This window comes from Barnesiella intestinihominis YIT 11860, from assembly GCF_000296465.1.
Classification (GTDB): Bacteria; Bacteroidota; Bacteroidia; order Bacteroidales; family Barnesiellaceae; genus Barnesiella; species Barnesiella intestinihominis.
Genome location: NZ_JH815205.1, coordinates 369,665 through 390,682 on the forward strand (window position 1 = coordinate 369,665; position 21,018 = coordinate 390,682).

At 44.8% G+C, this 21,018-nt stretch carries 23 protein-coding genes; 18 read left to right on the top strand and 5 right to left on the bottom strand.

Annotated elements, in window-relative coordinates; genetic code table 11:
* Positions 1–68 precede the first annotated feature (68 nt).
* Positions 69–626: a phosphatase PAP2 family protein gene (locus tag HMPREF9448_RS10545; RefSeq protein ID WP_008862558.1), complete on the bottom strand. Its 558-nt coding sequence runs from the start codon at positions 624–626 to the stop codon at positions 69–71.
* Positions 627–628: 2 nt separating this feature from the next.
* The gene (locus HMPREF9448_RS10550; protein ID WP_008862559.1) at positions 629–1,009 is read right to left on the bottom strand and encodes a diacylglycerol kinase family protein; all 381 of its coding nucleotides are present in this window, start codon (positions 1,007–1,009) and stop codon (positions 629–631) included.
* A 643-nt stretch (positions 1,010–1,652) separates the two neighbouring features.
* Here HMPREF9448_RS10550 and HMPREF9448_RS10555 point away from each other — a divergent pair.
* From HMPREF9448_RS10555 to HMPREF9448_RS10595, 9 genes are all read left to right on the top strand, one after another.
* Positions 1,653–2,192, top strand: coding sequence for a hypothetical protein (locus HMPREF9448_RS10555; RefSeq protein WP_008862560.1), 540 nt, complete (start codon positions 1,653–1,655; stop codon positions 2,190–2,192).
* Positions 2,193–2,573: 381 nt separating this feature from the next.
* Positions 2,574–3,707, top strand: coding sequence for a site-specific integrase (locus HMPREF9448_RS10560; protein WP_007850088.1), 1,134 nt, complete (start codon positions 2,574–2,576; stop codon positions 3,705–3,707).
* 2 nt (positions 3,708–3,709) lie between these two features.
* Positions 3,710–4,876 (top strand): site-specific integrase, encoded by a 1,167-nt coding sequence (locus tag HMPREF9448_RS10565; RefSeq protein ID WP_007850091.1) that lies wholly within the window; start codon positions 3,710–3,712, stop codon positions 4,874–4,876.
* Positions 4,877–5,049: 173 nt separating this feature from the next.
* On the top strand, positions 5,050–6,381 hold the full coding sequence (locus tag HMPREF9448_RS10570; protein WP_008862561.1) for an ATP-binding protein: 1,332 nt from the start codon (positions 5,050–5,052) through the stop codon (positions 6,379–6,381).
* Positions 6,378–7,010, top strand: coding sequence for a hypothetical protein (locus HMPREF9448_RS10575; RefSeq protein ID WP_008862562.1), 633 nt, complete (start codon positions 6,378–6,380; stop codon positions 7,008–7,010). Before HMPREF9448_RS10570 ends, HMPREF9448_RS10575 begins: the two co-directional genes overlap by 4 nt.
* Positions 7,007–7,420 (top strand): hypothetical protein, encoded by a 414-nt coding sequence (locus tag HMPREF9448_RS10580; RefSeq protein WP_008862563.1) that lies wholly within the window; start codon positions 7,007–7,009, stop codon positions 7,418–7,420. The genes HMPREF9448_RS10575 and HMPREF9448_RS10580 overlap by 4 nt, the downstream gene beginning before the upstream one ends.
* A gap of 234 nt (positions 7,421–7,654) precedes the next feature.
* Positions 7,655–7,897, top strand: coding sequence for a helix-turn-helix domain-containing protein (locus HMPREF9448_RS10585; protein WP_007850099.1), 243 nt, complete (start codon positions 7,655–7,657; stop codon positions 7,895–7,897).
* Between the two features lie 28 nt (positions 7,898–7,925).
* Positions 7,926–8,399, top strand: coding sequence for a hypothetical protein (locus HMPREF9448_RS10590; RefSeq protein ID WP_008862564.1), 474 nt, complete (start codon positions 7,926–7,928; stop codon positions 8,397–8,399).
* A gap of 122 nt (positions 8,400–8,521) precedes the next feature.
* Entirely contained in the window at positions 8,522–9,016 is a 495-nt protein-coding gene (locus tag HMPREF9448_RS10595) for a hypothetical protein (protein WP_008862565.1), read from the top strand.
* 369 nt (positions 9,017–9,385) lie between these two features.
* On the opposite strand, the gene HMPREF9448_RS10600 is transcribed toward HMPREF9448_RS10595, so the two are convergent.
* Positions 9,386–9,637 (bottom strand): type B 50S ribosomal protein L31, encoded by a 252-nt coding sequence (locus tag HMPREF9448_RS10600; RefSeq protein ID WP_008862566.1) that lies wholly within the window; start codon positions 9,635–9,637, stop codon positions 9,386–9,388.
* A gap of 183 nt (positions 9,638–9,820) precedes the next feature.
* A complete protein-coding gene (locus HMPREF9448_RS10605) occupies positions 9,821–11,677 on the bottom strand; it encodes a biotin/lipoyl-containing protein (protein WP_008862567.1) in 1,857 nt (618 codons plus the stop codon).
* Positions 11,678–11,813: 136 nt separating this feature from the next.
* Between HMPREF9448_RS10605 and HMPREF9448_RS10610 the strand changes: the two genes are divergently transcribed.
* Genes HMPREF9448_RS10610 through HMPREF9448_RS10620 form a run of 3 tightly spaced genes read left to right on the top strand, consistent with a single transcriptional unit; the run spans position 11,814 to position 13,446 of the window.
* Positions 11,814–12,542 (top strand): tyrosine-protein phosphatase, encoded by a 729-nt coding sequence (locus HMPREF9448_RS10610; RefSeq protein WP_008862568.1) that lies wholly within the window; start codon positions 11,814–11,816, stop codon positions 12,540–12,542.
* Between the two features lie 38 nt (positions 12,543–12,580).
* On the top strand, positions 12,581–12,856 hold the full coding sequence (locus HMPREF9448_RS10615; RefSeq protein WP_157260369.1) for a LysO family transporter: 276 nt from the start codon (positions 12,581–12,583) through the stop codon (positions 12,854–12,856).
* Complete coding sequence (locus HMPREF9448_RS10620; protein WP_008862570.1) at positions 12,853–13,446, top strand: LysO family transporter; 594 nt, start codon at positions 12,853–12,855, stop codon at positions 13,444–13,446. Before HMPREF9448_RS10615 ends, HMPREF9448_RS10620 begins: the two co-directional genes overlap by 4 nt.
* Before the next feature lie 60 nt (positions 13,447–13,506).
* Here the strand turns inward: HMPREF9448_RS10620 and HMPREF9448_RS10625 are convergent, their stop codons facing one another.
* On the bottom strand, positions 13,507–15,870 hold the full coding sequence (locus tag HMPREF9448_RS10625; RefSeq protein ID WP_008862571.1) for a transglycosylase domain-containing protein: 2,364 nt from the start codon (positions 15,868–15,870) through the stop codon (positions 13,507–13,509).
* Between the two features lie 350 nt (positions 15,871–16,220).
* On the opposite strand from HMPREF9448_RS10625, the gene pyrB reads away from it, so the two are divergent.
* Genes pyrB through HMPREF9448_RS10655 form a run of 6 tightly spaced genes read left to right on the top strand, consistent with a single transcriptional unit; the run spans position 16,221 to position 20,975 of the window.
* On the top strand, positions 16,221–17,135 hold the full coding sequence (gene pyrB, locus HMPREF9448_RS10630; protein ID WP_008862573.1) for an aspartate carbamoyltransferase: 915 nt from the start codon (positions 16,221–16,223) through the stop codon (positions 17,133–17,135).
* Positions 17,136–17,156: 21 nt separating this feature from the next.
* Positions 17,157–17,618 carry an aspartate carbamoyltransferase regulatory subunit gene (gene pyrI / locus HMPREF9448_RS10635; protein WP_008862574.1) on the top strand — a complete coding sequence of 154 codons (462 nt, stop codon included), beginning with the start codon at positions 17,157–17,159 and terminating at the stop codon, positions 17,616–17,618.
* 12 nt (positions 17,619–17,630) lie between these two features.
* Positions 17,631–18,197, top strand: a complete 567-nt coding sequence (locus HMPREF9448_RS10640; RefSeq protein ID WP_008862575.1) for a flavin reductase family protein — start codon at positions 17,631–17,633, stop codon at positions 18,195–18,197.
* Positions 18,198–18,207: 10 nt separating this feature from the next.
* Complete coding sequence (locus HMPREF9448_RS10645) at positions 18,208–18,897, top strand: porin family protein (protein ID WP_008862576.1); 690 nt, start codon at positions 18,208–18,210, stop codon at positions 18,895–18,897.
* Between the two features lie 23 nt (positions 18,898–18,920).
* Positions 18,921–20,201, top strand: coding sequence for a serine hydroxymethyltransferase (gene glyA, locus HMPREF9448_RS10650; RefSeq protein ID WP_008862577.1), 1,281 nt, complete (start codon positions 18,921–18,923; stop codon positions 20,199–20,201).
* A gap of 60 nt (positions 20,202–20,261) precedes the next feature.
* On the top strand, positions 20,262–20,975 hold the full coding sequence (locus HMPREF9448_RS10655) for an SGNH/GDSL hydrolase family protein (protein WP_051008922.1): 714 nt from the start codon (positions 20,262–20,264) through the stop codon (positions 20,973–20,975).
* Positions 20,976–21,018 lie beyond the last annotated feature (43 nt).

Below are 21,018 nucleotides of genomic sequence, written 5' to 3' on the forward strand. Positions count from 1 at the left end.
TCTGCACGGCTGGCATGAAAAACGAAGTCGGTAACAAAAAGGGAATTTACCCCCTACACCCCGATCAATCAAAATGTCATGGAAGCATACACCCCGAAAGAATTCCCATCGGTAAGAGGCGATATAACCAACCTATGGTTTTGAGCGAACGGACGAGTATAAATATATGCACAACCGGCTCCTATAACAGCTCCCGCCGCCACATCCCACCAATCGTGCTTCCGTCCATACACACGACTCCAACCCACATACGAAGCTAACACATAGGCGGGAGCACCCCATTTCCAACCATATCTGCGTTGAACAAAAGCAGCATTGGCAAACAGAAGAGAAGTATGGGCCGAAGGAAAAGAATATCGATTGCTATGATCGGGACGATCCTTCTTTACCGTAAATTTCAGCAAATAAGAAACACCGAGTGTCGTCACACCCGTAAAAAGCCCCTGCTTGGCCCCGGTCCAGTCCTTCATAGCCAAAACAGTGGCAACCGTAGCCACGGGCATAGCAGCCAACAATACATCGCCCGACACCTTAACAGCTTTTCGTTCCCGACTCAAACCCTCTGCCCCGGCAGGAAACACAAATAAAAGGAGCGAACATATATACACGACAATTCGACGAAACATACTCAATGAAAGAGAGATAATACCTTAGGAACAAAAATCAACAAACCTACAATCACCGACATGACAGCCAATATCAACACGGCCCCCGCCGCCAAGTCCTTCGTATGCTTGATAGCTTCGTCGTACTCGGGCGACACTTTATCGCATAATGCCTCGATAGCCGAATTGACACCCTCGGCTGCCAGCACGGCTCCGATACATAGAATTACAGCGATCCACTCGAAAGTTGAAAGCCCCAATAGCCCCCCGGCTACAATCACACACACGGTCACCGCACAGTGTATCCATGCATTATGTTCCCTGCTGACAAGCCGAACTACGCCCCGCCCCGCATACTTGAAACTATAAATCCTATCCTTGATACTGAATCTTTTATTTTCCATCGAATCACACCATTACATGTACAGACTATTGTCATACCTGAATACAAAGGTAAAACAAGTCTTTTATGTTTTAAACAGCAATAAATGAAAATGAATTAACTCAATGTGGGAAATTTGCAATAGGTTTAATATCCATTTTACAATCTAAGTCCTCTATTACCTTTACGCTCAACAAAGATAATTATTTATAGAAAAAATAGGAAGCAAGAACAATCAAATACCAAACGGAGACAATCTGAACTGAGTACTTGATGAGGGGATAATAAAAAACTTTTCTGTAAGAAAATGCGGTCATTACAACGAAAACTGACCATAAATAAAAAAGGAGCAAAGGAAGATAATTCTTTGTCAATCGGATAAATATGACTAAATTTGCAATGCGTATCCCAAAAGAGATACTATATCTTTACATATTTTAGCTCAATCGCTATCTGAATCACCACCTCGGAAATGTAACGAGCTATAATAATCAAATTGAGAATTGTGCCATATGGCGCAGACTTTCTCATATTTGATTATGGCTTGTGGTGAGCCAAGATAGCATATGGCGAAAGTCTGCGCTTTTGTCTTATATGCGAGTGTGCAGACCAAGTCAAAACGACATACGGCAATATTGCACAACAACCAATAAAACCACAAGCACATGGAAAAAATCAAATGGTGGAAAAGTACAATATCAAGTGTATTGATAGTAGCACTGATATCATGTTTTCCGTTAGAATCGGTGGCACAATCGGCTGCCAACCGAAGTAAATTATTAGAAAATGGGACACAGTTAGTGCTCCGCATAAATGAGACATTTAAGGCGAACAACACAGCTGATACTGGCACCATATCTTCAATCGTAGAAACAGACGTTTACTCAGCCGATGGGGCGCAAGTGCTAATAAAAGCCGGAACTCCTGCCTTCATAGAGTTTACAGCAGATCCGAACGGTTCATGGGGTAAAGCTGGGAAAATCTGCTTAACCCATGCAACTACTAAAACTATTGATAACAAAAGAGTGTCTCTTCGCCTCAGTAGTTGTAAAAATGGGAGCAGTAAACTTGGTGGCGTAATCATTCTTTCTGTCTTATTTTTTCCTATTGGACTTATTAGCGGATGCATGAAAGGCAGCATGCCTAAAATTCAACAAGGAACAACACTTAATGCATCTACTATGCAAGATGTGATGGTAGAATAAATATGTAGCACATGAGCCGATAAAGGGGCTATGTCGCAGTCATTAATACGACATAGCCCCTTATACATAATGCTAAAAAATACACCCATATCGGGACTCGGCAAAAATTTAGTGGGAATTGTCTTTTAACTCTTGCATTCGCAGGTAAGGAGGGAAAAGAATAAATACATATAATCAAAGAGAAATGAAAGGATAATATTTCTACAAAATACGAATGTATTTAATTGTATATCTGCTTATTATATAAACCAGTTCATTTTCTTATACATTCTTGTAAAAGTCCATTTATACCCTTATTTGAATTATTTTTGTTACTTGTTTTGATACTTATATCAAAGCTATTTTCTATCTTTGCATCAGGATATAAATAACTGAAGCATAATGGGTAGAAGAAAGCAGTCAAAAGTAGATAAAAGTCCGTTCAAGTTGCGTAGAAGAAAACTCTCGGACGGTCGTGAATCCCTTTTTATAGACCGTACTGTTGACGGCAAGCACGAATACGAGTTCCTTAAACTGTATCTTGTGCCGGAAACATCCGTCAAGGCGAAACGTGAGAACGCGAAGACACTCCGTCAGGCGGAGGAGATTATTCTCGCCAAGACCGAAGACATGGTTGATGACAAGGCGCGGGAGGAAGCGGCCAAAGACAAATCCAAAATGCCGCTGTCCGATTTTATAGACTTGCTGATGGAGGAATACAAGCAACGGGGGCAGCCTTCATATCGGCATTTAAGGGCATCACGTACCAAGTTCGAGAAGTTCTATCCCGGTGCAAGGCTTTGTGACATGGACAAGAAATTCTGTACCGATTATGCCGAGTGGCTGAAATCCGAGCCTCTCACTCCGCAGGGAAAGCCGCTTGCCCAAGCCACAGCCTGTTCCTGTTTCTGGATTCTCGGCATCATCCTGTCTGCGGCATGGCAGAGAGGATATATAAAGAACAATCCCTGGAAGTTGTTGAGTTTCCAAGAAAAGATAGCGAGACCGGAGAGCAAACGTGAGTTTCTGACCCTTGATGAAGTCCGCAAGCTGGAGAATACCCCTTATGTAAAGGAGAATATACGCATGGCATTCCTGTTTGCCTGCTATTGCGGGTTGCGTGTAGGTGACGTTACGAATTTGTGCTGGAAAGACATATCGGTCAACGGCGGACGGCACTTTGTATCGGTAGTAATGCAAAAAAACTCCAAACCCATATCGCTTCCGCTTCCTGCCAAAGCATTGTCGTGGCTTCCTGAGCGCAGAGAACCGGAGTCTTCCGTATTCTCGCTTCCGTCACATAGCGTCCTACGGAAGCATTTACAGAAATGGGCGGAACAGGCCGGACTGGGCAAACATCTTCATTTCCACCTGAGCCGCCATACCTATGGCACGATGCTGATAACCGCAGGGGTTGACCTTTATACCGCAAGCAAGATGATGGGACATGCCGATGTACGTCCCACACAAATCTACGCCAAAATCATAGACAAGAAAAAAGAGGAAGCGGTTTCATTGATAGATAAAGCATTTTAGATATGACAGCAAACAAGAAATCAAGCAAACTGAAAGAGCCTGTAAGAGTGCGCACCAAGAAACTTGCTGACGGCTCTGAATCGTACTACCTTGACATCTATGTCAACGGCAAACGGAGTTATGAGTTTCTGAAAATGTACCACTTGCCGGAAGTAAACGCAAGGGTCAGGGAGCAGAACCGCGCCACCCGTGAAGCAGTCGAGGCCATCAAGTCTCAACGTATCATCGAGATTACAAACTCCAAAGCCGGAATCAAGAGCAAATCAGCGTGGCAGAAACTCACGCTGGCGGACTGGCTGGAAAAATTCTATGCCATTCAGGAGCGCAAAGGAATCAAGCGTGTCGAGAAACTGGGAAGCATCATAAAAATCATCAACCAATATGGCAAAAGCACAAGGATGGGTGACATTGACAAGAAATGGGTACTCGGCTTCATTGACTGGATCCAGCACACTTATACAGGCAGGCATGGTAAACCACTTGAACAGGGAACTGTCGTGTCTTACATTTCCCAACTCTCCATAGCCCTGAACGCCGCAGTCAGGGCAGAGTGGCTGGACGAGAATCCGTTCATGTTGTTGTCCGCTTCGGAGCGGGTCAAGAAGCCGGAGTCGAAACGCCAGTTCCTTACCATTGAGGAAGTGAAACTTCTTATCGCTACGGAATGCCGCAACAAGACTGTCAAGCAAGCCTACCTGTTCTCATGCTACTGCGGGCTGCGCCTGAGCGACATGGAAACTCTTTGCTGGAAAGATATTATTTGCAATGACGGCAGGTATATGATTGCCACCGTGCAGCAGAAGACATCTACGCCCATTTATACGCCGCTCTCGCAAAATGCCGTCAAGTGGCTGCCTGAACGAAAGCCTGATAATAATGATGAAACACTTGTGTTTGCAGAACTGCCATCACGACCCACAACCAACAAGATACTCAAACAATGGGTGGAAAAGGCGGGCATTGACAAGAAAATCACCTACCACACAAGCCGTCATACCTTCGGAACGATGATGATGACCGTTGGAGCCGACCTTTATACCACCTGCAAGCTGATGGGTCATGCCGATGTGCGCACAACGCAGATTTACGCCAAAATTGTCGACAGCAAGAAGATTGAAGCGGTGGATATGGTGGACAGGATGTTTGAGCGGGAAGAAGCCACAGATTAGAACAAGAGAATCTTGGATTCATCTAAAAATGAGATTGCTGTATTATTGTGTAATATAAATTTTGAGATTTATGCGTTGCGTCTAAACAAATTGAGATTAGTGTTATTTTTAACTGAATATATTTTGAGATTCGTGCAGCGCATATTATCTTTGCCATCAATAAAAGTCAATCTATGATATTCAAAAGGAAAATTTACGATGAACTTCTGCGATGGAAGCGGACAGATGAGGGCAGAACAGCCGTGCTGATACAGGGTGCAAGGCGTGTCGGGAAGTCCACCGTTGCTGAAGAATTTGCGACAAACGAATACGACACCCATATATTGGTGGATTTTGCCGCATGTTCCTCCGAAATCCGCGACTTGTTCAATGATGTATCTGACCTTAACCGTATTTTCATGCGGCTGCAACTGGAGTACGGTATAGAATTGAAAGAACGCAAGTCCGCCATAATCTTCGATGAAGTCCAACTTGCGCCTAAAGCAAGGCAGGCAATCAAATATCTTGTAAAAGACGGAAGATATGATTACATAGAAACAGGTTCGCTGATTTCAATCCGCAAGAACGTCAAGGATATTCTTATTCCAAGCGAGGAAGTCAAAGTCCATATGTTTCCGATGGACTATGAAGAGTTCAAGTGGGCGTTGGGAGATACCGCAACGATAAAGTTGCTCCAAAGTTGTTTCCACAACAGGACTTCTTTGGGTGATGCCACGAACCGTAAGTTGATGCGTGATTTCCGCTTGTATATGCTTATCGGCGGTATGCCGCAGGCTGTGGCCTCCTATCTTGACACCAACAATCTTGAAAAGGTAGACAGTGTGAAACGTTCCATCATAACATTGTATGAAGACGATTTCAATAAAATTGATCCGACCGGCAATGCTTCCAAGATGTTCCATCAGATTCCGGCACAGCTGACAAGCAACGCCAACAGGTATCTGGCATGGAGCGCAACAGATGGCAAACGTAATTCCGAACTGGCTGAAATCATTTCAGAAATCAAGGAATCAATGGTGGTCAACATGGCTTATCATGCCAATGATCCGGGTGCGGGGATGGCATTACATCAAGCTCCGGACAAATACAAGATGTTCGTTGGCGACACTGGTTTGTTCGTCACTCTTGCATTTTGGGATAAGAAGTTCACCGACAACACGATTTATCATAAGCTTCTCAGTGACAAACTGAGCGCGGATTTAGGGTATGTCTATGAGAATGTCATCGCCCAGATGTTGAAAGCCACCGGACATGAGTTGTACTATTACACATTTCCCACAGAAAGCGGAAAGCATAACTACGAAGTGGATTTTCTGATAGCCGAAGTCGACAAGGTAAGTCCCATCGAGGTGAAATCATCCGGCTATAAGGCACATGCTTCCTTGGATGCCTTTTGCAGAAAATTCTCGGCACGGATAAAAAACAAATATCTGGTTTATACGAAAGATATGCGTAAGGAAGAAGACATACTGTATCTTCCGGCATATATGACAATGTTTCTATGATTATGAGTGGTACGCTATCAAATATTTCACAACGGTTGCACGAAGTGAACATGCTTCTCTCCACTTGCGAGCAAGGTTCACTTTCTTTTGGCCAAGCCCTATTGTTATCCCTGTTTTACCGGGACTTCAGCGAGACGAACACGGTTGTAGAAGAAGCGGAATCATTGGCGGAAAAGGACGCGGATCAGCTTCTGAAATTTTCATCCTCCCTTTTTTCGGAGAGTGGAACATACCTGTCCCTTGACAGGAAGCCATTGCAGGCTGTGGACTTTGAAACCCTTTTTGAAGAATACCTGAAACCGTTTGAACTCCGCTATGAGGAAGCGAAAGCCGCCGCCACTGAACTCTGGCGCAAATATTCGGCACTGAGCAACCGTCTGGATTTCCTGCCGTTGGATTCGGAGGAATACATGAAGCTGTCCGATGAATGCGATGCCAAGAAAGCGGAGTACGACACGGCTCACGCACAAACCGACCATTTATATAACGAGTGGCAGCAGGAGCGCGACAGGTATTTCTGCGTATATTGTTTCAAGCCGATGTTTCTTGACGTGCTGGTGGAACGCCTGCATGGTATCGCCGGAAGCATCCTGTCTGACATCAACCGGATGAAGGAGGGCAAGCCATGAGCCGTGCAAGTCTGTTGCAGGAAACGGCCTTATGGATGGACACCGTTAACCTTGCCCTGTGCCTGTTCATCTACGAAGTATGCAATGACTGCCAATTTGAGTTTGCATCGGGAAGCGACTTCGTTAATTTCATGAACCTGAAGCCGACCTCACGCCCCGTTACCGTCCGTCCGAAAGAAAACCTGCGTGTCTGCTACATGGTGTTCTCCGTGTCACAGGCCATCAGGCCGCGTGAACGCGGCAGACTTTGGGCGGAAGGGTTCCTGAAGCATTGCGGCATATCCAAGTCCTACTATGACAAACACCGCAGCGATGTCTGCGGCAAAGGGGCGACAGAAGAGAACCGGAATTTCCGTAAAGCCATCGACAAGGCCATCGAAAATGCAAGACGGCTGAATAACACCCCATAGCTGCCCGCCGTTTCCCCATTCGACAAAATATATTTTCATTATACCCATGCGCTATACCGCTCACACACAACGGTATGGCGCATTTCCTTTTTGTACACTTTCCCCATTTGTTCCCCATTGGGCCACTTCGGGTCAAACTTAACTTTGCATCGGAAACAGAAGAAAACTATAGGCTGACAAACAGCAGGTTCCGGTTTCCCAATGGTACAAGTAACAATTATAAAACGAATGAATATGGAAAGTGAACGCAATTTAATGACCACCACCGAAGCAGCCCGGTACCTCGGACTGAAACCCAGTTATCTCTACAAGATGATGATGCGCCGTGCAATCCCTTACTATAAGCCGGGAGGAAAACTTTGCTTCTTCGCCAAGGAAGACCTTGACGCTTGGATGAAACGGGTACGGGTGAAGTCGCAGGAGGAAATCGACAGCGAGGCTGCACGCTATCTGGCTGCTCATGAGAAAAACAAATGATTTACCAATCTTTTATAAAACAACCGTTATGGACAATTTTAAAAACATGGAGCCGGGTATCAAGGATACTGCGGCTTTTGATTCCGCGAACAAGGAATCCAAGAAGAAGGAAAGCAGACCCGTTATCAGCGCAAAGGCACAGACCATCTTGGAGTTCTTGCGCAACTGCACCCCTTATGAAGCCGATTCCATCCGTGGAATGGTTGGCTACGGCACGGGAAAAGGTGACATCGGCACGATTGAAGCAACCGATATGCTGGCAGTCAACCGTTTCCTCAATCACGGGCTTACCAAAGAAAATGGTACGAGCAGCGAGGCTGTCATGAAACACCGTCAAGAACGTGCCCAAAAGTTGATGGAGGCGGTCAAGGGATTTGTGGATATAAGCCAGCTTTGCCGCATCAGTGTCGCGCTGATGAAAATCTCTTCCGACTTCAAGGCTGTGGAGGATGCGCGAGGGCACCTGCAATCGCAATCCGTCGCTAATGTAAACCGAAACTGATGTCAAACTGGAACGGGATATCGGATAACACAGGAACGGACAAGTTAAACTTTCACGCATGGGATGTCTGGAAACGGCCATAGGACTTTCCGATATTCCGTTCCCATAACTTTTATCAAACGATGCAAGAAAATACAAAGGACAAGGAAAAATACAATTTCTTGCGCCCGACAGGGATTGAAACATTTGCGTTCATATTCTCCGCAGGTGCATTGCAATGGCTGCACGGAACAACAACCGATGATGACGGCAGGGAAATCGGCAACTTCACTTTGTTTGGCGACCTCTTGGCAAGGATGGCTCTTGCGGACGGCACGTCCAAAGGTTTCCACCGACCGCTTATGCTTTCAGTCGGTCAGGCGCAGTATTCCGAAGAACAGCTTTCAACCCATTGGAACATGGGCAGGAAGCACATACGCCGCCTGTTGGACGGACTTGAAAGGCTGGAACTCATAGACACCTGCCGTTCAAGGGTAGCGTCAGTTATGACATTTCCATGCCTGTTGCAATGGATGGCAAAGGATGGCAGCGTGGTTTCCAACCCATTCATCCACAAACAAAGGGAAAAGAATATTCGTAGTGACATTTTAATCCTCCTCCCTTCCCGTGTCCCATAGCATTACGGGGTGTTTCAATTCTCACTATCGGAGATATTTTAAAACTCCTCCTCTGTGTTTTGCACAGCAAAATATAGGGGAGGTGTCCGCAAGGACGGAGGGGTTAACCCTTACAATCAAAAATCCTATCCTATCTTTTCAACCCCTCTCCTCAAAAACTACCGTTTCGTCGGTATCTCACTTATTACTAACGCAACACAAGGGAGAAACAGAAATATAATCCATCGCATTCGTTAAAATTCAAATTTATCCCCCACGAATTTTCTACTGAACCGTACCCCACACGTTACAGGGTCATCTCTCCCTCATATAAAAAACTGTGCCCCGATTTGACAACCGGGGCACAAACATATAATTGAAAAAAATCAATTACTTCTTACGATTACCATAACGGCTCATGAACTTATCTACACGACCGGCCGTATCCACCAATTTCTGTTTACCGGTGAAGAACGGGTGTGAAGAACTGGTAATTTCAAGTTTTACCAAAGGATAAGTAACACCATCAATTTCGATAGTCTCTTTGGCTGCTACGGTTGAACGAGTGATAAAGATTTCTTCGTTCGACATGTCTTTGAAAACTACGGGACGGTAGTTATCAGGATGGATTCCTTTTTTCATTGTTATATCGTCTTTTTAATTATTATCAAATGTTCACGTTGGTAGCGTGATTTTTCGTAATGGCTTGCAAATGTAGGGATAACTTTTCATTTAGAAAAATATTTATTCCACTTTTTCATAAAAAAGCCGGTCGGCGACAAAGATGCGCCGACCGGACTATGTTTTAATTCTGCAATCTGCCGATTATTCGAACTCGATCAACGGTTCGTTAGTACCCACTACATCGTTTTCTTTTACCAGAATACGTTTCACGGTTCCTTCAAGGGTGGAGAGTATATCGTTCTCCATCTTCATGGCCTCGTACACCAGCACGACATCGTCTTTTTTCACTTTGTCTCCAACCTTCACTTTTATCTCGACAACCTTCCCTCCCATAGGAGCATCGATAGTCGGGCCCGTTATAGGTTCTACGGGAGCTGCTTCCTCTGCGGCCTCTTTCACTTCCTCGACAGCCGGTTTCTTAGCCTCATACTCAGCTGCACGCACACCCTTCAAATAAGTGGTGGCAACGTTGGGGAAAAGTTCTAGCAACAAATACTCCTGTTCGTTTTCGGCCAATTTCACATTGCCATACTCCGGCAACACAGGATTTTCGGGAGCCTTGTAAGAGTTCGTATCATACGGAGTCTCAATCGGACTACCGGTAATCTTTTCACGGAATTTAGGATCGACAGGGACCGGAGTCTTGCCATATTCTCCCTTCACCAATGCCTTGAACTGGTTGGAAACCGTCGTATATTCCGGATTCCCTTTCAATTTATCCAAAGCACAGCTTACGGCTTGGCTTCCTACAATCTGGCTGGTAGGCGTAACCAAAGGAACCAATCCTGCATCAGAACGAACCTTCGGAATCAATCGCATGGCATCATCGAGCACATGCTCGGCTTTAAGCTGCTTCAACTGAGCCACCATATTGGAATACATACCGCCGGGAACCTCCGCAGCCTTCACCAACTCATTCGGTTTCGGGAATCCGAAATAATCTTCGATGGCATGACAAGCATCCAGCAAAGCGGCTTCGTTATTCTGACGCGCGGCTTCGATAGCCGTATCGAACAACTTGTCGATATGATCGGGCAACTTATCGATCAACGGATCGAACGCAATGGGGAACGAGTCTTTCTTCAAGTCGTATGCAGCCAGCTCGCGACGAATACCGAGCAACTCGGCACGTATTTTACTTACAGCTGCCATATTGACTTCCATCTCTACGCCCAATTTATTACAGAAAATATAGAGCAATTCTATGGCCGGAGCCGCCGAACCTCCGCCAAAATACCAAATATTAGTATCCAAAATATCCACACCGTGTATAACAGCCATCAACGACGATGCGAGGCCATACCCCGGTGTACAATGGGTATGAAAATCGACCGGCACTTTCAAAGCCTGTTTCAATTTAGGCATCAAAGAAGCGATTCGAGAAGGATTCACCAATCCGGCCATATCTTTGAGAGTAACCATCTTTGCACCCAACTTTTCAAAACCGAGTGCTTTTTCCACAAAATATTCATCGGTAAAGATAGGTTTCGGCAATTTTTTACCGAACAACGCCTTTACTCGATCCATAAACGTTATGGTATAATGCGGATCTACCGTGTAACATACGGCTCCATCGGAAATCGCCCCGACAGCATTTATCTTTTCCACAGAAGATTTTACATTGTTCAAATCGTTGAGTGCATCGAATATACGCATGATACCCAACCCGTTTGCCACGGCCTCGCGATAAAATCCGTCAAGAACCGTATCGGGATAAGGCGCATACCCGAACAAATTACGGCCACGAGAAAGTGCCGTTAAATAAGATGCCCCCCCAATAGCTTCACTGATTGTTTTAAGACGAGTCCACGGACTCTCGTTCAAATAACGCATCACCGAATCGGGCACAGCACCACCCCAAACTTCCATCGCAAAGAAACCGGCATCCTTGTAATAAGGTAAAACGCGGTTTATCTGTTCTTGGGTAAGACGAGTCGCAAACAAAGACTGTTGCCCGTCACGAAGAGTAAGATCTCGGATTTTCAATTTTCTTGACATAGCCATTTGATTTTATAGGTGTTACATCTATTCACATTACATGAATTTAAGAATACAAAAATAATATTCTTTAACTTATTATCAAAGGAAAAAGCGTACTTTTGTATCACAAATAAAATCTTTACGCCATTCAGATATGTTTAATTTCTTAAAAAAGAAAAACAATACTCCCAAACTACCCTATACGACAGAGGTTCACTGCCATGTATTACCGGGTATCGACGACGGGTCTCCCGATGTAGAACACTCCCTCGCCCTCATTCATCAAATGAAAGAATGGGGACTTGAACGAATCATAGCTACGCCTCATGTGACCGAGGCTTCATTCGAAAACACTCCACAAACCATCGGGTCGGCATACTCCCGGCTTTGCCAAGAGACCAATTTGGACGAACTGGGAATTAAACTCTGCTACTCCGCAGAATACCGAATGGACGATAACTTTTTGGGCATACTGCAAAGAGAAGAAATCATACCCATGCCCGGCAACCATATCCTTATCGAAAACTCTTTTCTACAACCGTTCTGGAACATCAAAAGTCTCGTCTTCGATTTGCAGATTAAAGGACTTTCCCCCATTCTAGCCCACCCCGAACGATATGCTTATTATTACGATGACAAAAAAATCTACAAAGAACTGCATGAACAAGGGTGTGAATTTCAAGTCAATCTGCTTTCCCTCGCAGGGTATTACAACAAAAGAGCGAAAGAGGTGGCCGAATGGCTGATTTCCAAACAGATGGTAGACTATCTGGGAAGCGATTTGCACAACAGTTCCCATGTCCTGCACATCAACAAATATTTATCCGGGAAAGAATATCCCAAGCACATGAGAAATATCCACATAAAAAACAACCACTTGTAAAATAAAATTATTTCAATTTCAACGGCATGTTCGGTGTAATGATAGTCATGTTATCCGGTGTTCTGATCGGATATATATTACGGAATATTCGAGCCATACCCGCCCTCGTTTCCAAAATCAACATTTACATTATTTTCTTGTTACTTTTCGTGATGGGTCTATCGGTAGGTAGCAACCCGCAAGTTATACAAGGGCTGGGAACCCTCGGCCTCTTAGGTATCGCAATCTCCGTTGTATCCATCGCAGGAAGCGTATTTTTATCGTGGATCGTTTACCGTCACCTATTCAAAAAAGAAGATGACCAACGATCATGAAAAATAGTCTCATCATTCTGTTATGTTTTGCGGCGGGAGTACTCTGTTCCTACTGGGGCATAATTCCCGAGTGCGACGACTCCCTCAGCCTCTATATCCTGTACGTCATGATGTTCTTGGTGGGAATAGGACTCGGCAGTGATTTAACCGCACTATCCGCTCCCATCAAAAAATATAAATTCCAGATTTTGTTGATACCGTTATCCACGATCGTCGGGACAATCGCCGCTTGTTGTCTGTTCTCGCTATTCTGTCCCGTTCCGTTACGGGAAACCGTTGCCATCGGTTGCGGATTCGGATATTACAGTCTATCGGCAATTTTACTGAACGAGCTTGCAGGAGCCGACATCGGTACTACCGCTCTTATTTGTAATCTGAGCAGAGAGCTTTTGACACTTCTTACAATTCCGCTACTTGCCCGTTATTGCGGGAAATTAGCCCCGATTACAGCCGCAGGAGCAACCTCCATCGACACGACTCTACCTCTCATCAGCGCCACCCTCGGAGAAAAATACGTCATCTTCGCCATCTTCCACGGCATCATCGTCGATATTTCGGTTCCCGTCCTCATCTGGCTATTATACCTGTGATTGCCCCCGACATACAGAACCTCACAGGTATCTGTCAAAACGACCCAAACGATGCAAAAATCAATCGAATATCCCCTCTATGCTCTCCACGGGAGCTGTAACGGATTCTTCGATATATGAACTTCCGCCACAAGGATCGGAATACTCCTCAGGAATCTCGAAGTCGCTATCTTGTGAGTAACCCAGACTTTGATCCCCATAAACTTTCTGCATATAAAGACCATAAATAGGCAATGCCATACTGGCTCCCTGCCCATCGGCCATACCATCGAAGTGAATCGAGCGATCCTCGCCTCCTACCCATACACCGGAAACTAAATCGGGAGTAAATCCCATAAACCAACCGTCCGAATTATTATTGGTCGTCCCTGTTTTACCTCCCATAGGAGCAGTAATACCATAACGGAAACGAACACGACCGCCCGTTCCGTGATCTATCACATCTTTCAACATCGGCAAAATGCGATAATAAGCCTGTTCACTGAAAACCTCGGTCATCGAAGGCGTGAACTCGGCTATTACATTCCCTAAATTATCCTCTATACGAGATACATACAAAGGGTCTACACGCACGCCTTTGTTCGAAAAGGCTGTATAAGCCGTCACCATTTCCTCGACCGAGACCTCGACCGGACCTAAACAAAGAGAGATGACTTCATCTATCTTATTTTTAATCCCGAACGAATGCATCAATCTCGCCAATGACGAGGGCGACAACTTATCCATCAATCGGGCAGAAATCCAATTATTCGAATTTGCCAACCCCCAACGCAAAGAAACCATCTCGCCCACACGCGCTTTCGAAGAATTCCGAGGAGACCAGGGCTTCCCGTCTTCTGTAATCAATGTAGGCTGTTCATTTAAAAACATATCGCAAGGAGTGAATCCCTCCTCCATCGCTAACGTATATAAGAACGGTTTCACGGTCGATCCTATCTGGCGCCGTCCCACCGAAGCCATATCATATTGAAAATGCGTAAAATCAGGACCGCCCACATAAGCCTTCACATGACCTGTATTCGGATCCATAGACATAAATCCCACTCGCAAGAAAGACTTCTGATAACGGATAGAATCCAATGGAGACATAATCGTGTCGATCGAACCTTGATACGAAAAGACCTGCATCTCGACAGGAGTAATAAATGCCTTTCGAATCTGCTCGTCGCTCGCACCCGACGCTTTCATCGCCCGATAACGATCCGACTGCTTCATCGCCCTATCCAAGATTGACTCCCGCTCTTCCCGAGTTATGCTTCGGGAGAACGGTGCATAACTCCGTCCTTTTTTCTCGGCGAAGAAGCGAGGTTGTAAATACCCGCCCAAATGTTTTTCCACAGCCTCCTCGGCATACCGTTGCATCTGCGCATCAAGCGTCGTATAGATTTTCAACCCATCGGTATAAATATTATACTTGGTTCCGTCAGCCTTCACATTTTTCTCGCACCAACCATACAACGGATTATTCGCCCAAGCAATGGAATCGTCTATAAATTTTTGAGCTTCCCACCCCCGATATTCCGATTTCACAGGCTTTTTTGCCGTCATCATCAATCTCAATTGCTCTCTGAAATAAGGAGCCAACCCCTCTTTATGATCCACCCGGGTATATTTCAGCTCCAAAGGCAAAGCTTGTAAAGAGTCAAGTTCCGCCTTTGTAATATACTTGGCCTTATACATTTGGTTCAAAACCGTGTTACGACGCCCCCTCGTGCGTTCGTTAAACCTGCGGGGATTATAATACGAGGGATTCTTGCACATACCCACCAACGTCGCAGCCTCCTCTATTTTCAACTTATCGGGAGCCGTATGAAAATAAATGTATGCCGCCGATTGTATCCCGACTGCATTATTCAGGAAATCGAAATGATTCAGATACATATTCACGATTTCCTCTTTGGTATAAAAACGTTCGAGCTGTACAGCTATAACCCATTCCTGCGGCTTCTGGAACAACCGTTCCACCACATTATCGGCATTAGGAGAATAAAGGAGTTTGGCCAACTGTTGGGTAATCGTACTTCCTCCCCCCGCACTCTTTTGAAATAATAGCCCTCGTTTGATAAAAGCCCGGAACAAAGCCTTCACATCTATGCCGGAATGGTCCTTGAAACGAATGTCCTCCGTAGCGATAAGAGCATTGACCAAATAAGGAGAAATTTCATCATAATGTACATACACCCGGTTACTCTTGCTTTGATAAAACCGGCCTATTACTTCCATATCGGAAGAATAAATCTCCGAGGCGAATTTATCTTTCGGATTTTCCATATCCTCTATCGGCGGCATATATCCTATCCACCCCCATGCAATCATCGCAAAGGCCGCAACGACAAGAACAACGATTCCCCCAAAGGCATACCACATATACCGCACAATACGCGATGTATCCCCGATAGATTTTTTCAACTTACCCACTTTCATCTCTCCATCTATGCATTTATTAACAAAGTCTTAAAAGCCATTCGCTCTATCCGCAGCCAATTGTTAAAGCAAAGGTAACAAATATATTTTATCCGAATACATTTTGTAGATTTATAAAGAATATTTTTTATGTCTGAACACTTGGCTTTCGGTCTTTTTTTACTATCTTTGCTTAGTGAAATGAGTGGGCAAGAACAAACATATAATCCATTACGGCACAGGCATTTTTATAATAGCCAAGAAATATATTCTCTTGAAGAGAAACAAAATAAAAGGCCAATATGACTTTTATAGTCGTGTTGGCTTTTTTGTTAACGAGCATTGTAATATAAAAACAAATCATACCGACGATGAAACGTGAGAGTTTAGTATCTATTACCGATTTTTCAAAAGAAGAAATTCTGGATCTTCTCGAAAAAGCGCGTCGATTCGAAGAAAATCCCAATCGAAAAATTCTGGAAGGTAAAGTCGTGGCGACTCTGTTCTTCGAGCCTTCTACCCGCACTCGACTCAGCTTTGAAACCGCAGTCAACCGATTAGGCGGAAAAGTCATTGGATTTTCAGACGCCAGCACGACCAGCTCCTCAAAAGGAGAAACACTGAAAGACACCATCATGATGGTAAGCAACTATGTCGACTTAATCATCATGCGCCACCATCTCGAAGGTGCGGCCCGTTATGCCTCTGAAATTTCTTCCGTTCCCGTTATCAATGCAGGAGATGGTGCAAATCAGCACCCCTCGCAAACCATGCTCGATTTATATTCCATCTACAAGACACAAGGCTCCCTATCGAACCTGAACATCACTATGGTGGGAGACTTAAAATACGGACGCACCGTACACTCCCTGCTGATGGCTATGTCTCATTTCAATCCCACATTCCATTTCGTCGCACCCGATGAACTGAAAATGCCTATCGAGTATAAACTCTTCTGTGAACAAAATCATATTCCCTACTTCGAACACTCCGAATTTTCCGAAGAGGTAATCAATCAAGCGGATATTCTATACATGACCCGGGTTCAACGCGAACGATTCACCGACCTCATGGAATACGAAAAGGTTAAAAACGTATATACGCTGCACAACAATATGCTCGAGCACAGCAAAGACAATCTGAGAATCCTACACCCGCTCCCCCGGGTTAATGAAATTTCTTACGATGTCGACAGCAATCCCAAAGCCTATTATTTCCAACAAGCCAAAAACGGGCTATTCGCTCGGCAAGCCATTATCTGTAAAGTTTTAGGAATTGAAGTTTAACCCCTTTTATTTTCGGTAATCATGAACGACGAAAAAAAAGAACTAAAAGTAGCGGCTCTCGAAAACGGAACCGTTATCGACCATATACCTTCGAGCCAGTTATTCAAGGTAGTATCTATCTTAGGACTTGAAAACTGCACGAACAGCATTACCATCGGCAACAACTTAGCCAGTAAAAAAATAGGGAAAAAAGGGATCATCAAAGTCGCCGACCGTTTCTTCAAAGAAGAAGACTTGAACAAGATCGCATTGGTAGCCCCGGCTGCACAAATCAATATTATCCGCGATTACCAAGTCATCGAAAAACGGAAAGTATCTCTACCGGACATCGTGCATGGTATTATCCGCTGCGGGAATCCCAAATGCATCACGAACAACGAACCGATGGAAACCATATTTCATGTAACCGACAAAATCGATGTCCAAGTAAGATGCCATTATTGCGAACGGTCGGTAACCAAAGAAGAAATAGAAATCTGTTAATTCTTCCGATATATGAAACAAAGTTGGAAACCCGGGACTACCATCTACCCGTTGCCGGCCGTTCTGGTCAGTTGCGGCAATACGCCCGAAGAGTATAACCTCATTACGGTAAGTTGGGTCGGCACGCTCTGCACCAATCCCCCCATGTGCTACATATCCGTTCGACCGGAAAGACATTCCTACGAGATTCTAAGAAAAAACATGGAGTTCGTAATCAATCTCACGACCGTTCAAATGGCAAAAGCAACCGATTGGTGCGGCGTTTCCTCCGGAAAGAATTATAACAAATTCGAAAAAACAGGACTCACTCCGAAAACCGCTCAAATCGTAAAAGCCCCCTACGTCGAGGAATCTCCCCTCTGTATAGAATGTAAGGTAAGAGAAATCATCAGCCTCGGATCCCACGACATGTTCATATCCGACGTAGTAAACATATTGGCCGATGATAAATATATAAATCCCAAGACAGGCGCGTTCGATATGCAAAAGGCCGATCTATTGGTCTATTCCCACGGGCATTACTATGAAACAGGAAAAGAAATAGGGAAATTCGGTTGGTCTGTCCAAAAGAAAAAATAAATAGACAGGTATGAAGAGAATCACTACGGTTATCTGCATGGCACTCTTATGGATTCTTACAGTTCAAGCTCAAATACAAGAATTGAACGTAAGCAAACGATTCAATTGGGGAATCCGCTTGGGAGTCAATGCGCCGTTAGTCGACATAAGACATTTAACCTTGAACGGGAACAAAGTCAACGAATCCGATTCCGAATCGAGGCTGGGATTATCCGGTTCTTTTATAGGAAGATACAATTTCAAGAGGAATTACATACAACTCGAAGTGGGCATGCATCAGTTCCATACCCGGCTATATAATCCCGACTACGAATTACGTAAAATCAATACTTCGGCTTATACCCTCGATGTTCCCATACTATATGGCTATAACATCACCAAACATGGCCCATACCTCATGAATCTTTTTGCTGGTCCCCGGGTTTCCTACATCTTTAACGAAACAAGCGGAGTAAGCACCACAGGTCGCTCACTCCGCAATCTAATCTACGATAACTCTCCAAACAGTTTTTCATTCTATTTGATCGGCGGATTGAGCACCACCATAGGACACCTATACATCGACTTCCGGTATGCCTATTGTGTAGGAAATTCCAAAGATCTATCTTTCAAAGTCGACCTCGACGAAACCCAAACCAGTCAGGTAAAACTGTCCAGAGCCGTCAACGAATTGAGCATTTCAATAGGATATCTATGGTAAAAACTTTTAATACACAACACAATATGAAAAGAGACGACATTATTTTCGACATCATTGAAAAAGAGAATCAACGACAACGAAAAGGTATTGAATTGATTGCCTCGGAAAACTTTGTCAGCGATCAGGTCATGCAGGCAATGGGTTCTTGCCTGACCAACAAATACGCCGAAGGGTATCCTGGGAAACGCTACTACGGAGGTTGCGAAGTGGTAGACCAAAGCGAACAAGTCGCTATCGACCGTATCAAGAAACTGTTCAATGCCGAATGGGCGAATGTTCAACCGCATTCGGGAGCACAAGCAAACATGGCCGTATTCATGGCCGTATTGAACCCCGGTGACAAATTCTTGGGGCTGAACCTTTCACATGGAGGCCACCTTTCGCACGGAAGCCCCGTAAATTTCTCCGGACTCATGTTCCACCCATTGGAATACAGCGTGAAAGAAGATACCGGATACGTCGATTATGACATGATGGAAGAGGTAGCCTTGCGCGAACGTCCGAAACTGATTATCGGCGGAGCCTCGGCTTACTCTCGCGAATGGGACTATGCCCGCATGCGCAAAATAGCCGATGAAATAGGTGCCATTTTTATGGTCGATATGGCTCACCCCGCCGGGCTCATAGCCGCCGGATTGTTGGACAATCCTTTGAAATACGCTCACATCGTCACCTCGACCACACATAAAACCCTGCGCGGGCCCCGTGGAGGTATTATCCTCATGGGCAAAGATTTTGAAAACCCATGGGGTAAAAAAACGCCTAAGGGAGAAATCAAGAAAATGTCAGCATTACTCGATTCGGCAGTCTTTCCGGGAGTACAAGGTGGTCCGCTCGAACACGTTATCGCAGCCAAAGCTGTATCGTTCGGCGAAGCCCTGCAACCCGAATACATCGAATACCAGACTCAGGTGAAGAAAAATGCCGCTGCTATGGCAAAAGCATTCATGGATAAAGGATACAAAATCATATCCAACGGTACTGACAATCACTGCATGCTCATCGACTTGCGTACCAAATTCCCCGAATTAACAGGAAAAGTCGCCGAGAAAGCATTGGTTCAAGCCGACATCACGGTGAATAAAAACATGGTTCCGTTCGATAGCCGCTCTCCGTTCCAAACATCGGGTATCCGTGTGGGAACTCCGGCGATAACGACTCGTGGAGCAAAAGAAGAAATGATGTGCGAAATCGTAGAACTTATCGACACGGTTTTGGCCAATCCAGAAAGTGAAACCGTCATCAAAGCCGTTCGGGAAAAGGTCAACGGCATGATGAAAGAATACCCCATCTTTGCTTATTAACACCGTTTATTCATTTCAAGAACACTCCGAATGGAGTGTTCTTACTTCATTTTAAATACCATGAAACTTCTATCGAAACTTTCTTTACCATTCATATTCTTTACAGCAATACTGACTCTTGAATGCGCAGCGCAAGATTGGCCCAATCTGAATCGTTATCGTGAAGCCAACAAAGCTATTATGGAAATGAGGAAAAACGACTCGGAAGATGCCCGTAAAAATTGGGTTGTCTTCATGGGTAATTCAATTACACAAAATTGGGCCTCTCTGGATCCGCAATTCTTTTCCGAAAATGACTACATCGGAAGAGGAATCAGCGGACAAACCAGCTCTCAAATGCTTCTGCGATTCCGACAAGACGTGATACATCTGGCTCCCAAAGCAGTCGTCATATTAGCCGGGACAAACGACATAGCCGGGAATACCGGCCCGACGAGTATCGATATGATCATGGACAATATCAAATCCATGACAGAACTAGCACAAGCCAACCATATAAAAGTCGTCTTATGTTCCGTACTCCCTGCCAATCGATATGGCTGGTCTCCCGAAGTCCAACCGGCAGATACGATTATTGCCTTGAACGAACTCATTAAAGATTACGCCCGTTCGAAACGATTGGTTTACGTCGATTTTTATACCGCCCTTGTCGATGAACAAAAAGGGTTAAACCCTAATTACGGCAGGGATAGCGTCCACCCCAATCTCGACGGATACAAAGTTATGGAACCATTGGTTGTTAAAGGAATCAAACGAGCATTATCCCGCCCATAGGTCGCCATCTCCAAGCGATTTCCATAAAAAGAAAAAGGCTCGA